11 protein-coding genes are annotated in these 13215 nt (G+C 40.0%); 1 reads left to right on the top strand and 10 read right to left on the bottom strand.

Features of this window, described 5'->3' with window-relative positions; translation table 11 throughout:
- The first annotated feature begins 52 nt into the window (after positions 1-52).
- Positions 53-1087 carry a LacI family DNA-binding transcriptional regulator gene (locus PYW34_RS05085; RefSeq protein ID WP_002333055.1) on the top strand — a complete coding sequence of 345 codons (1035 nt, stop codon included), beginning with the start codon at positions 53-55 and terminating at the stop codon, positions 1085-1087.
- A gap of 67 nt (positions 1088-1154) precedes the next feature.
- Here PYW34_RS05085 and PYW34_RS05080 read toward each other — a convergent pair whose 3' ends face one another.
- The 10 genes from PYW34_RS05080 to pcrA form a co-directional block, all read right to left on the bottom strand.
- On the bottom strand, positions 1155-2168 hold the full coding sequence (locus PYW34_RS05080; protein WP_002333056.1) for an alpha/beta hydrolase: 1014 nt from the start codon (positions 2166-2168) through the stop codon (positions 1155-1157).
- 77 nt (positions 2169-2245) lie between these two features.
- Positions 2246-2449, bottom strand: a complete 204-nt coding sequence (locus PYW34_RS05075; RefSeq protein ID WP_002295227.1) for a hypothetical protein — start codon at positions 2447-2449, stop codon at positions 2246-2248.
- Positions 2450-2873: 424 nt separating this feature from the next.
- The gene (locus PYW34_RS05070; protein ID WP_002295229.1) at positions 2874-3002 is read right to left on the bottom strand and encodes a 30S ribosomal protein S9; all 129 of its coding nucleotides are present in this window, start codon (positions 3000-3002) and stop codon (positions 2874-2876) included.
- Positions 3003-3004: 2 nt separating this feature from the next.
- Complete coding sequence (gene rlmD / locus PYW34_RS05065) at positions 3005-4378, bottom strand: 23S rRNA (uracil(1939)-C(5))-methyltransferase RlmD (protein WP_002333057.1); 1374 nt, start codon at positions 4376-4378, stop codon at positions 3005-3007.
- 110 nt (positions 4379-4488) lie between these two features.
- The gene (locus tag PYW34_RS05060; protein WP_002295235.1) at positions 4489-5544 is read right to left on the bottom strand and encodes a diacylglycerol kinase; all 1056 of its coding nucleotides are present in this window, start codon (positions 5542-5544) and stop codon (positions 4489-4491) included.
- 9 nt (positions 5545-5553) lie between these two features.
- Positions 5554-6984 carry an Asp-tRNA(Asn)/Glu-tRNA(Gln) amidotransferase subunit GatB gene (gene gatB / locus PYW34_RS05055; RefSeq protein WP_002288473.1) on the bottom strand — a complete coding sequence of 477 codons (1431 nt, stop codon included), beginning with the start codon at positions 6982-6984 and terminating at the stop codon, positions 5554-5556.
- Positions 6981-8453, bottom strand: a complete 1473-nt coding sequence (gene gatA, locus PYW34_RS05050; RefSeq protein ID WP_002295237.1) for an Asp-tRNA(Asn)/Glu-tRNA(Gln) amidotransferase subunit GatA — start codon at positions 8451-8453, stop codon at positions 6981-6983. The genes gatB and gatA overlap by 4 nt, the downstream gene beginning before the upstream one ends.
- Positions 8453-8758 carry an Asp-tRNA(Asn)/Glu-tRNA(Gln) amidotransferase subunit GatC gene (gene gatC / locus PYW34_RS05045; RefSeq protein ID WP_002288477.1) on the bottom strand — a complete coding sequence of 102 codons (306 nt, stop codon included), beginning with the start codon at positions 8756-8758 and terminating at the stop codon, positions 8453-8455. Before gatC ends, gatA begins: the two co-directional genes overlap by 1 nt.
- Positions 8759-8863: 105 nt before the next feature.
- A complete protein-coding gene (gene ligA / locus PYW34_RS05040; RefSeq protein WP_002323115.1) occupies positions 8864-10900 on the bottom strand; it encodes an NAD-dependent DNA ligase LigA in 2037 nt (678 codons plus the stop codon).
- 16 nt (positions 10901-10916) lie between these two features.
- Positions 10917-13151, bottom strand: a complete 2235-nt coding sequence (gene pcrA, locus PYW34_RS05035; RefSeq protein ID WP_002333058.1) for a DNA helicase PcrA — start codon at positions 13149-13151, stop codon at positions 10917-10919.
- Positions 13152-13215: the final 64 nt, after the last annotated feature.

The following is a 13215-nucleotide window of genomic DNA, read 5'->3' as shown; positions in this document are numbered from 1 at the left end:
CTAAACAATTTTGTCAATAGAAATTTTTTATTTTTTTGAGGAGTGTGTAAAAATGGTTGGAATTAGAGATGTCGCACGAAAGGCAAATGTCTCTCCTGCTACAGTTTCCCGCGTGTTGAATAACGATCAGACGATCCATGTGGCTCAGGCTACTCGGCAACGGATAGTAGAGGCAGCTGCTGCGTTGAATTATGACATCAGTACTCGTAAATATATCAAAAAGAGAATGCCTTCGATTGGTGTGATCTCTACGATCGGCAAAGCGAGCGAAGAACAGGATGTCTATTACAAACATTTGCGAGTAGGGATGGAAGAAGAAGCTCGACGTCTGCATTTAGGGATGAATCGAATCTATAATCTATCTGATAATCCTAAACAATGGGAAGATCTAGATCAGTTAGGTGCGGTGATCGTTGTTGGGACTGTTACGAAAGAATCGATTACCGCTTTGTTAAAACAAAACATGCAAATAGTCGTCGTGGATAACCCTGACATCCAGCAAGAGGTCGATATGGTGTATGCAGATCTTGAACGGATGACTAAAACCGTACTGGAATTGTTCTTAGAAAATGGTCATAAAAGAATAGCCTATATCGGGGGATATAAAGTCGATATGGATGAATTCGGTGGGAAGCAGATTTCTATAAACGAAAAGAGGATGCGTGCCTATCAGCATTTTATGATCGATCATCACTTAGAAAAATATATGTCTTATCGTCTAGGTGGCTGGACAGAAAAACAAGGTGAGGTACTTGCGACTGATCTATTAGAAAATGAATCCCCTCTTCCTACTGCCATTCTTGTCGGGAGCGATCCACTGGCAATCGGTGTCTATCGGGCATTGAAGCAAAAAAACATCCAAATTGGAGAAGAGATTGTTGTAGCAAGCTTCGATAATATCGAGACAATTGCAAACCTCTCCCCTAGCTTGACCAGTGTTCAAATCAATGCAAAATCAATTGGGCAAGCAGCTGTTCGAATGGCGTTGGAGCGAATTGACGGTATACGTGATGAACCGATCATTTTGACTTATCCTGCGCGATTGATTGTTCGGGATAGTTTTATCCCAAGAACAAAAAGATATTGAAAAAGAGGTTGTGAAAAAGCCGCTTAGTTTCTTCATACTCAAAACTAAACGGCAGGATCACAGCCTCTTACTTATACTTATTCACAAAATCCAATGTCTGCTGGTAACAATTTTGCGATTCTTTTAACGTGTAATCAAATTGATATTCATGAGTAATCTCTTTTTTTGTATCTGTATAAAACAAGGATTGCACGGGTACTTTTAATTCTGTCAATCGGTTTTCTAATGCTTGACCTTGTTCTTGGAATGAGTAAGCATTTCCGTCAGTTATATACGTTGGCGGAAATTCCTTAGAAACATGGTCAGCCACACTGGCTTCTTTCAATTGCTCACTCGTTTTCCAATCTTTTGTTCCAATCAACGACCACGCAACGGTTTTGACGAAAAACTTCATAAATCGATCATCCGAATGCTGCTGTGCTGTTAGCTTCAAATCAACAGGTCCGCAATAAGAAATGGTTCCTTTCAGACTATCTTTTGGAAGTAGCTGTTTGATTTTCATTTGTTTAGCATACGCGTCATTCGTTTGTATAGCTGCATATTGCAATGCGATTTGTGAACCTGCACTATCTCCACCAAAAAATAGTTGTTCCATGTCTAGCAATTTGTCGTCTTTTTCTTCAGCTAATAAATCTTTGATCAGTTCATTCACTTGAAGAACTTGATTAGGGTATTCTGAATCAGGCGCTAATTCATAATTCATCGCAACTACTGCGATGTTGGCGTCTGAAACTAATTTTGTCGCAAATTCTTTGACACCCGATTTATCTCCGCCGACGAATCCTCCACCATGTACCCAAAATAGAACAGGAACAGGCCCCTTGCTGTTTTTTGGATAGTAGATGTCATAGGTATTCTCTTTATACTTGGACTCATACGTCAAATCTGTTTTTTTCGCCACGTTTTTTTCTGCTTGATCGAACGTTTTTTTATCAGTGATTTGAACAGTATTTGAAAACATATGGTTGATCAAGAATGCTCCAGGTCTGGGGGAAAGCTGGAAGGCAAGAAAGATTGCAAACGTGATCCCAAGAATGATTCCGAAGAACCATCCGATAAATTTAAGAATTTTCTTTTTCATAAGGCTCCCTCAGTAGTTAGTATTAAGCATTCTGATTATACCATAGTGTTATTTCCTATCAAGCTCTCCTAGATGATTTAATGATTTTCCCCAAACTTCTTCTGCAATGCTTTTGACAAAAGAAATTTTTTCCATTGTTCTTCAAACAAAACATTTTCTTCTTCTGTTGAAGCAAATCCACATTGAGGACTTAAGCACAAACGATCCAAAGGCAGATATCGTGTCGCTTCGTAGATCCGGTCAATCACTTGCTGGTGCTCTTCCAGTTCGCCATTTTTCATTGCAGTCAAAATCTAAGACAACTAATTTATCTTCAGAGACTTTCTCTAAATGAACAAAACTCCCAGCACGTTCACTATCGTATTCTAAATAATAGGCACGGACATTTTCTTGAGTAAAATAATGGGTCTGCTACGTCGTCATCCCCCCTGATGCCGCCCAAATCGAATAATAATTTCCGCGTCAAACATGTATATTTAGTGTTGAATCATTTGAGAATATGAAAATAAAAATCTTTTTGATCAATCAGTTAATCAAATTGAAATAACGAAAAATCTGAGACAGAATGACGTTCATTCTGACCCAGATTTGATTTTGCACAACTCATCAGTCCTTATTGGCAAATCGCCAAAATAATGTAGACTAACTAAAAAGACTAAGAAACAATAACAAAAGTTAACGCTTCTTAGTCTTTCTTTAGCACGTCTATTTATTAAAGATTTTAGGGCCTTTTCTCATGTTTTTACGATCATTCTTAGGTGTTTCCATTTGTTTGGATCGGCCTCCACCTTGTTTCTTTTTGATCAATTCTTTCATTTTTTCTTTTTGGTCCATTTTTATTCTCCTTTAACGAATGAAGCGACTAATTCGATATGATGGGTTTGCGGGAAAAGATCTACAGGCTGAACTTTCTTCACAACATAACCTGCTTCTGCCAATAACTTAGCATCTCTTGCAAAAGTTGCTGGATTACAAGAGATATAGACGATTCGTTCTGGTGACATTTCGATTGCTGATTCAATAAAATGATGATCTAATCCTTTACGTGGAGGGTCTACTACGATCACAGATGGTTTGACCCCTTTTTCTTGCCATTTTTTCATGACTTTTTCTGCTTTTCCGACTTCATAATGAACATTTTCGATTTTATTATTTAAGGAATTGAACTGTGCATCTTCAATTGCTTCTGGAATAACTTCCATCCCATATACCTTATCTACTCTGTCAGCTAGAGACAATCCGATTGTACCTATTCCTGAATAAGCATCGATCACAATGTCTTTTTTATCCAACTCGGCAAATTCGATGGCTGTTTGGTACAAATACTCTGCTTGTTGAGTATTTACTTGATAAAATGACTTCGCTGAGATTCGATAGGTTTTTCCTAATAGCTGATCTTCGATATAGTCTCTGCCGTATAAAACTTTTTCTTTGTCTCCTAAAATCACATTTGTTTTTTCTTCATTGATATTTTGGATGACCGAAACCACTTCTGGCAATTCTTCATGAATGGCTTCAGCAATTTCCTTGGATTTAAAGAATTTTTCTTTACGAGTAACTAAAACGACCATCATTTCATGGGAATAATGACCACGACGGATAATGATGTGACGAAGCTGTCCTTCATTTTTTTCTTCATTATATCCTCGTACTTGGAACCGTTGCAAGATATCTCTGACTACTTTGATTGCTTGATCGATGACAGGATCTTGGATATAAAAATCTTCGATAGGGACTAGATCATGGCTATTCTTTTTGTAAAAACCGGTGGCTAACTGTCCATCGATACGGCGAACAGGGATCTGTGCTTTATTACGGTAGCCAAATGGTTCTGCCATTCCGACCGTTGGAAGTACAGGAACTTCTGGCATCTTAGCAATCTTCGCCATTACATGCTCTACTTGTTTTTGTTTGAAGACAAGCTGTTGTTCATACTTCAAATGGGCTAAAGGTGCGATACCTGTGCGAAGTAATGCATTGTTTTCTACAGGCTGACGATCAGGTGATTGTGTAATAAATGTTTCGACTTTTCCATATCCAAACTTATTGCCTGCTTTCACTACTAGTATTTCTACTTCTTCTCCAGGGAGTGCATTTTCGATAAATAATGGATAACCATCGATTTTTGCTACCCCCATTCCTTCATAACTCAAGTCGACGATTTCGACTGTATATCGTTCGTTTTTCTTTACTATTTGCTGTTCTGTCATATTTTGCTCCTTTAAGCCTATTTTTCAATCCTACTGAACTCTACTATAAATCAGCTAATTACACAACTAAAACCGGCACTGACCTTACTACGTTCAGCACCGGCTTTTGATTAATTCTTTTGATTAGGTGTTTCGTCTGCTATTTTTCCGTCACCGTCGATATCTTCATCCGTTAAACGTTCGACTTCTTTTACGAATTCTTTGCTGACAACCTCTAATTCTTCTTCATCTGTGCCTGTGATTGCTTCATCAGGAATCTGATCGGTATTGGCAAAGAACTCAATATGCTGATGAAGATTTTGGAAATGCATCGGTGCTTCCCCACCATATTCACCATCTAAGTTGATCATTACTGGTCGATTGATATCATCTTCTGTTTCGACGAACAAACTGCTTGTTTTGGTATAGATTACTCTTGGATCATCGACATGACGACCGCCATTTAGCATGAGTGCCGCAATATGCAAGATCTCAAAGATATTTGCTGTCTTCACAATGATTAAAGAAAACTTCCCATCATCCAATTTGGCATCTGGCGCGATCTGTTCGAATCCTCCAACAGAGTTCGTCAGCCCTAGGAAAAACATCGAAGCATTTCCGATATATTCCCCTTCATCATACTTCAAGCGCATTTTGATGGGCTTTACTCGAGGGAGCATCTCTGCTCCTTTTGCAAGATAAGCAAGATAACCAAAAATACTCTTTAGTTCTGATGGAACTTCATAAGTCAATTCTGTCAAATAGCCACCGGCAGCGATATTGATGAAGTAACTGTTATCAGAAAGGCCGATGTCCATTTTTACGGTTTGATGCTTTTTGATCACTTCTGCTGCTGCTTTAATATTATCTCTAGGAATTTTTAATGCTCGAGCATAGTCGTTCGTTGTACCAGCTGGGATGATGGCCATTTTAGGACGGTGTTCAAGCGGAGCGATTCCATTAACCACTTCGTTGATTGTGCCATCGCCACCAGCTGCCACTACTAGATCAAAACCTAGTTCTGCGACTCTACGTGCTTCATTCTTGGCTGAATCAGGTTCTGGTGTAGTTGCATAGGCGCTGGCTTCAAATCCTGCTTCTTCTAATGCCTGTAGGATATCCGCCAAATTTTTTTTCAATAATTCTTTTCCCGAGGTGGGGTTATAAATTACGCGTGCTTTTTTCATTTTCAGCCTCTATCGTTTCGCTAATTCATCTTTAAGTAGCTTATTCACGACACCAGGATTTGCTTGTCCTTTAGTTGCTTTCATGATTTGACCGACTAGGAAGCCAACCGCACGATCTTTTCCATTTTTGAAATCATCGACAGATTGTTGGTTGTTATCCAAAATTTCATTAATGATTGGCAGTAGTTTGTTCGGATCAGATAATTGCACCCAACCATTTTTTTCAACTACTTCTTGGGCTTCTCCGCCATTTGTGATCAATTCACGGAAGACTTTTTTGGCGATTTTTGAGCTGATCGTTCCATCGGCGATCAAACGAATCATTCCTGCTAAGTTCTCAGGTGTCAATTTTGTCTCAGCTAATTCCAGTTTCTCACTGTTCAAGTAAGCAGAAACTTCACCCATCAACCAGTTAGATGCTTGCTTGGCATCTGCACCATTTTCCAAAACAGCTTCAAAGAAATCAGACATTTCTTTTGTAAGTGTCAATACCATTGCGTCATACTCTGGAAGACCAAACTCACGGATATAGCGTTCGCGACGAGAAGCTGGCATCTCAGGCAAACTAGCTTTTACTTTTTGAATCCATTCGTCATCGATCACGAATTTCGGGATATCAGGCTCTGGGAAGTAACGATAATCACTAGACCCTTCTTTGACACGCATCAAAACTGTTTTATTCGTTGTTTCGTCAAAACGGCGTGTTTCTTGTTGGATTTCTCCTCCTGAAAGAAGAACTTTTGCTTGACGTTTTTCTTCAAAAGCTAAACCTTTTTTCACGAAAGATAAAGAGTTCAAGTTTTTCAATTCTGCTTTCGTACCGAACTCTTCTTGTCCATAAGGGCGAAGAGAAATATTGGCATCACAGCGCATAGAGCCTTCTTCCATTTTCACATCGCTGACTTCTGTAAATTGGATAATTGATCGCAATGCTTCTAGATAAGCGTATGCTTCTTCTGGTGAACGCATATCAGCTTCAGAAACGATTTCGATCAAAGGCGTGCCTTGTCGGTTCAAATCAACGTAAGAATAACCGCCAATACCATGCATGTTTTTTCCAGCATCTTCTTCTAAATGGACACGTTCGATCCGGATTTTTTTCTTTTTACCTTCTACTTCGATTTCGATCCATCCGTCATGACCGATTGGTTGATCAAATTGGGAAATTTGATATGCTTTTGGATTATCTGGGTAAAAGTAATTTTTCCGGTCAAAATGAGTATCTTTAGAGATTTCACAGTTTAATGCCAAAGCTGCTTTCATCCCGAATTCCAGCGCAGCTTTATTCATTACTGGCAGCACGCCTGGATAACCCCAGTCGATCACGTTTGTATTGCTGTTTGGTTCTGCACCAAAATGAGCTGGCGCTGGAGAGAAAATTTTTGAGTTGGTTTTTAACTCGACGTGGACTTCTAGTCCAATGACTGTTTCAAAATTCATTCGTCTTTCCCTCCTAAAATAGCTGGTTGTTGTGTGTGGAATTCTGTTGCTTGTTCAAACGCATATGCCGCTTGATACATCGTTTTTTCATCAAAATAATTACCGATGATCTGCAATCCAACTGGTAATCCTTCTGACAATCCTGCCGGTACAGACATACCTGGAAGTCCAGCCAAGTTGACAGGGATCGTTAAGATGTCACTCATGTACATTGTGATTGGATCGTTAATGTTTTCACCGATTCCGAATGCCACTGTTGGTGAAGATGGCCCGATAATCAAGTCATAATCTGCAAAGACTTTTTCAAAATCTCGTTTGATCAATGTACGGACTTGTCCTGCTTTTTTGAAGTAAGCGTCATAATAACCCGCACTTAAGGAGAATGTACCTAACATGATACGGCGTTTTACTTCTTCACCGAATCCTTCTGAACGTGAGTTGACATATACATCATCTAATGATTTCACATTTTCAGAGCGATAACCGTAGCGGATACCATCGAATCGTTGCAAGTTGGAACTTGCTTCTGATGAGGCAATGATATAATAAACAGCCACACCGTATTTTGAATGAGGCAAGCTGACTTCTTCCACAACAGCACCTAATGAACGGAATGTTTCTGCTGCTTTCAATACAGCTTCTTTTACGCCAGGGGCTACACCTTCGCCTAAGTATTCTTTAGGTAAAGCAATCTTCATTCCTTTGATGTCGCCTGTCAGTCCCTCTGCAAAATTAGGAACTGAAACGCCTGAAGAAGTACCGTCTTTTTCGTCATAACCGCTGATAGCTGTCAATGCTAATGCATTATCTTTCACCGTACGGGTCATTGGTCCAATTTGGTCAAGAGATGAAGCAAAGGCAATCAAACCAAAACGTGAGACACGGCCATAAGTAGGTTTCATCCCTACGATGCCGTTAAAAGCTGCTGGTTGGCGGATACTTCCCCCAGTATCACTACCTAAAGAAACTGGAATTTGTCCAGCTGCAACTGCTGCTGCAGAACCACCAGAAGAGCCACCAGGTACTTTTGTTGGGTCCCAAGCATTTTTTGTTTTCTTGAAATAAGAAGTTTCTGTACTTCCACCCATAGCAAATTCATCCATGTTTAGCTTACCAACAGGGATCATATCTGCTTGATAGATTTTATCCATGACCGTTGCATCATAAATTGGTTCAAAATTGTAAAGGATCTTAGATGCAGCGGTTGTCAAGATATCTTTTGTTACGATATTATCCTTGATACCAATTGGAATACCAGCAAGGACGTTGCTTTCATCAATCCCTTTTTCATCTAAAGCTTTTGCCTGTTCCAATGCTTTTTCTTCGTTCAATGTAATGAATGCTTCGACCTCAGGCTCTGTTTCTTTGATTCGTTCAAATGTTGCTTTTGTCAAATCTTGTACAGTGATTTCTTTCGATACAAGCATATGATGCAGTTCTTCTAGAGAACGATTGTGTAATTCTGTCATTATGCGCCAGCCTCCCCATTATCGATGATTGCGGGTACTTTGATAAAGCCGTCTTCTGTTTCCGGCACATTTTTCAATAATTCATCGCGGTTCCATCCAGCTTGCGCCCGATCTTGTCGCATCACGTTTACTGTTTCAACCACATTCGACGTAAATGGAACACCTTCTGTATCTACTTCTTCCAGCATTTCAACCATATCGATGATTTTACCTAATTGGTCGGTAAAACTTGCAAGTTCTTCATCTGCGAACGCAAGTTTTGCTAATTTGGCAACGTGTTTCACTTGTTCTTCACTAATCGCCATACTACCCCTTCTTTCTAAACGAGTTAAAAACTTTGCTCTCTATTTTAACACAAGAGTGCCGTGTCTGAAATTGTTTATTGAAATTTGTCTGAAAAAACTCATTTTTCATTCTTCTACTGAGCGACTTTTAGCCAATGCATCTGCCATTTGATCTTCTGTCCAAACTTCGATTCCTAATTCTTGTGCTTTGGTCAGCTTGCTGCCAGCATCTTCTCCTGCTACCACGATATCCGTTTTTTTCGATACGCTACCAGTCACTTTCCCGCCAAGATTTTCGATCGTCTCTTTTGCTTCTTCACGAGTAAATCGTGTTAGTTTACCAGTAAGGACTACTGTTTTTTCTTTAAAAGGAGACTCGACTTCTTGCAATTGGGCATTTCGAAGCCCTTTGTATTCGAAATTGACGCCTGCTTGTTTTAATTCATTCATCAATTCATGGACTTCTTCGTTACTGAAATAAGTGACTACACTGTCGGCAATGATATCACCGATCGTATCAAGCGCAATAATCGACTCATAGTCACTTTTACTCAATGTTTCTAGATCACCGAAATGTTCTGCTAAAATTTTTGCTGCTTTCGCTCCGACATGTCGGATTCCTAACCCGAAAATCAACCGCTCGACCGAATTATCTTTGCTGTTGTCGATTGCTGTCAAAATATTATTTGCTGATTTTTCTTTTATTTTGTCCAACGTCAATAACTCTTCTTCTGTCAATTTGTAAAGATCAGCAACATCTGCTACTAGTTTTTTATCATACATCTGTTCTAGTACGCGCGGCCCCAACCCATCGATATTCATCGCATTTCTTGAAACAAAGTGGTTCAAACCTTCTTTCATTTGAGCAGGGCATTTAGGATTGATGCACCGTAAGGCTACTTCTTCATCCAAATGGACAAGTTCACTTCCACAAACTGGACAATGTGTAGGCAATTGGTATTCTTCGCTGTCTTTAGGTCGTTTATCTAACACGACTTGCGAAACTTCTGGGATGATGTCTCCCGCTTTATAAATCAGAACTGTATCTTTCAAGCGGATATCCTTCAACTTAATATAATCACCGTTATGCAGGCTGGCACGGCTTACTGTCGTTCCTGCTACTCGGACTGGTGTCATGATAGCTGTTGGCGTTACTACCCCTGTTCGACCGACTGTCCATTCGATGTTTTCGATTAGCGTTTCAACTTCTTCTGGCGGAAACTTGTAAGCTGCTGCCCATCTCGGTGCTTTGACAGTAAAACCAAGTTGATCTTGTAGCGAGAATTCATTCACTTTGATGACGATTCCATCGATTTCATAGGGCAAATCCACACGTTTGTCATGATATTCTTCAATGTATGACCACACTTCATCAATCGAATGACATAGACGTTTTTCCCGATTCGTGTGGAATCCAATTTTTTCTAGCTCTTCTAGCGCATCATACTGGGTTTTTGCTTGCATAGGACCGAAATCAGCTACTGTGTATAAAAAAGTGTCCAGATTTCTTTTCGCTGTGATTTTAGAATCTAACTGACGCAAAGAACCAGCTGCGGCGTTCCGAGGATTCGCAAAGATATCTTTTCCCTCTGCTTCTCTGTCTTGGTTCAATTGGACAAATGACCGTTTTGGCATGAAACATTCGCCTCTTACTTCGATGTTCATTGGTTCTTTTAATTTGATTGGGACCGACCGGACAGTTTTTAGGTTTTCAGTGATGTTTTCTCCTACAGTTCCATCCCCGCGAGTCGCACCTCTCACGAAATTTCCATCTTCATAACGCAAAGAAACGGAAAGTCCATCTATTTTTAGTTCACAGCAATAGTCAACTACACGTCCCACTGCTTTTTGTACACGTTGATCAAAAGCTATCAGCTCTTCTTTGCTGAAAACGTCGTTCAAACTGTAAAGCGGAATATCATGAGTGACTTTTTCAAAACCTTCTAATACTTTTCCGCCTACTCGTTGAGTGGGAGAATCAGACGTGATCAAATCAGGATATTGTTCCTCGATTGCTACTAATTCTGCGTATTCTTTATCATAAACATAGTCTTCCACTGTTGGTTTATCTTCTACGTAGTATTCGCGAGACCATTGGTTCAGTCTTGTACGAAGTTCTTCTGCTCGTTTAGCAGCTTCGTCAATCGTCATTTCATGTTCCATCATTTACCCTCCACTACTAAGCTTTTTCAATTGGCGCAAAGGCAGCCAAAAGACGTTTTACTCCTTGACTTGGGAAAGCCACATCTAGTTCTAGATCCTTCGACGTCCCGCTTACTCGGACGACTGTTCCTAGACCCCATTTTTTGTGTTTGACTTTATCTCCAGGTTTCCAGTTGTTATTTTCCCCTCCAGTAGCACTTTTAGAGGGAACAACCGCTGTCTCTGGCTGTTTATAGCTATATGCTGTTTTTTTAGCGAATACAGGTGTTTTTTTAGGCGTAGGACGCATGCCTTCGATTTCCAGTAACTCCTGATCGATTTCTTCTACAAAACGAGAAGGTCGGTTATATTGCGTCCGTCCATATAATGTTCTGGAGAAAGCATTTGTTAAATACAACGCTTCTTCTGCTCGCGTGATCCCCACATATGCGAGACGGCGTTCTTCTTCCAGTTCGCTTTCTTCCATCAATGCTCGAGATAAAGGAAAAACCCCCTCTTCTAGACCAATCAGGAATACAACTGGGAATTCTAATCCTTTGGCTGCATGCAAAGTCATCAATGTCACTTGGGAAGCATCTTCTTCTAAATTATCAATGTCGGAAACAAGTGCCAGATCATTCAAGAAGACCGTTAGTTTTTCTTCTGGTGCATCAGCGTCTTCTTCATTTTGCTGTTCGAATTGCTTGTCGAATTCTTGTGTGACCGTTAAAAATTCCTCCAAGTTTTCGATGCGTGCTTGTGCTTCTAATGTATTTTGGATTTTTAAGTCTTCTAGATATCCGCTACGATCCAAAACCTCTTTCGTCAATTCTGTCACTGTCAAGTATTGGATCATCTGAGTGACTTCTTGGATCATCTCTCCAAATGCACCTAATTGCTGTCCTGCTTTTCCACCGATATTTGCCAGATCCACATTTTGCGCTGCTTCAAGCAGTGGCCATTCATGAAGAGAAGCAAAACTGCGTAGTTTTTCGATAGATCCTGGTCCGATGCCTCGTTTGGGCGAATTAACGATACGCTCAAAACTGATTGAATCTTGAGGATTTGCCAGCACATTCAAATACGCTAAAATATCTTTGATTTCTTTACGATCGTAGAACTTGTGCCCTCCAACCATTTTATAAGGAATATTTGCTTTCAACAGAGTTTCTTCCATTACACGAGATTGTGCGTTCGTCCGGTACAAGATGGCAAAGTCGCCGTAATTCCGATGATTGCTTCGAATCTCTTCTTGCATCCGGTCTACGATAAAACGGGTTTCGTCTCGTTCATTATCTGCACGGTAGTAAGTGATCTTGTTTCCTTCTTTGTTTTCTGTCCACAAGTTTTTTGGTTTTCGATTGCTATTGTTTTCAATGACTTGGTTTGCTGCGCTAAGGATGTTTTTAGTGGAGCGATAGTTTTGTTCTAGCAAAATTACTGCAGCATCTGGATAATCTTTTTCAAAATCCAAGATGTTCTGCATATCTGCACCGCGCCAGCCGTAAATACTTTGATCTGCATCTCCCACGACGCACAGGTTCCTAAATCTACCTGCCAATAAATTGACTAGCGTATACTGTGCGTGATTTGTATCTTGGTACTCATCTACATGAATATAATGGAATTTGTTTTGATAATATGTGAGTGAATCAGGATGTTCTTCAAATAACCGAATCGTATTCATGATCAGGTCGTCAAAGTCCATACATTGATTATATTGAAGCTCTTTTTGGTAAGCAGCATAACATTTTGCCGCAATCTCTTCGTAATAACTGCCTTGCATTTTTGCAAAATCCTGAGGGGTCTGCAGGCTGTTTTTTGCTTGAGAGATTGTTCCTAATATACTTCGAGGATCATATTTTTTCGGATCAATGTTCAGTTCTTTTAGTATCCGTTTCATCAAGGTCAGCTGTTCAGAAGAATCGATGATTGTAAAGTTCCGGTTATACCCGATAAAATCAACATCTCTTCTTAAAATACGCACACACATCGAGTGAAAAGTCGATACCCAGACATCTTCGCCTCCAGATGCGAGAATCGCATTGACACGTTCTTTCATTTCTTTTGCAGCCTTATTGGTAAAAGTAATCGCTAGGATGTTCCAAGGATTGACTTCTTTTTCCTCAATCAAATAGGCAATGCGGTGTGTCAGCACTCTCGTCTTTCCACTTCCTGCACCTGCCATTAGCAGTAATGGTCCGTCAGTGTGAAGAACAGCTTCTTTCTGACGGGGGTTCATCCCGTTTAATAATTCAGCTTTGGATGACATTAACAACATCCTTTCTTTTATCAATCTTGTTAATTATAGCATTTTCTTGGCTTTCATTAAACTA

The sequence above is a fragment of the Enterococcus faecium genome (assembly GCF_029023785.1).
GTDB classification, from domain to species: domain Bacteria; phylum Bacillota; class Bacilli; order Lactobacillales; family Enterococcaceae; genus Enterococcus_B; species Enterococcus_B faecium.
The sequence above is the reverse complement of the archived record's forward strand: the minus strand, read 5'-3'. Positions and strand labels throughout refer to the sequence as shown.

What these genes read in the sequence shown, in the direction of transcription:
- PYW34_RS05070 (WP_002295229.1), bottom strand. Translation starts at nt 3,002, where the DNA reads ATGGACCAAAAAGAAAAAATGAAAGAATTGATCAAAAAGAAACAAGGT.
- gatB (WP_002288473.1), bottom strand. Translation starts at nt 6,984, where the DNA reads ATGAATTTTGAAACAGTCATTGGACTAGAAGTCCACGTCGAGTTAAAA.
- PYW34_RS05075 (WP_002295227.1), bottom strand. Translation starts at nt 2,449, where the DNA reads ATGAAAAATGGCGAACTGGAAGAGCACCAGCAAGTGATTGACCGGATC.
- ligA (WP_002323115.1), bottom strand. Translation starts at nt 10,900, where the DNA reads ATGGAACATGAAATGACGATTGACGAAGCTGCTAAACGAGCAGAAGAA.
- PYW34_RS05080 (WP_002333056.1), bottom strand. Translation starts at nt 2,168, where the DNA reads ATGAAAAAGAAAATTCTTAAATTTATCGGATGGTTCTTCGGAATCATT.
- PYW34_RS05060 (WP_002295235.1), bottom strand. Translation starts at nt 5,544, where the DNA reads ATGAAAAAAGCACGCGTAATTTATAACCCCACCTCGGGAAAAGAATTA.
- rlmD (WP_002333057.1), bottom strand. Translation starts at nt 4,378, where the DNA reads ATGACAGAACAGCAAATAGTAAAGAAAAACGAACGATATACAGTCGAA.
- pcrA (WP_002333058.1), bottom strand. Translation starts at nt 13,151, where the DNA reads ATGTCATCCAAAGCTGAATTATTAAACGGGATGAACCCCCGTCAGAAA.
- gatA (WP_002295237.1), bottom strand. Translation starts at nt 8,453, where the DNA reads ATGACAGAATTACACAATCGTTCTCTAGAAGAACTGCATCATATGCTT.
- gatC (WP_002288477.1), bottom strand. Translation starts at nt 8,758, where the DNA reads ATGGCGATTAGTGAAGAACAAGTGAAACACGTTGCCAAATTAGCAAAA.
- PYW34_RS05085 (WP_002333055.1), top strand. Translation starts at nt 53, where the DNA reads ATGGTTGGAATTAGAGATGTCGCACGAAAGGCAAATGTCTCTCCTGCT.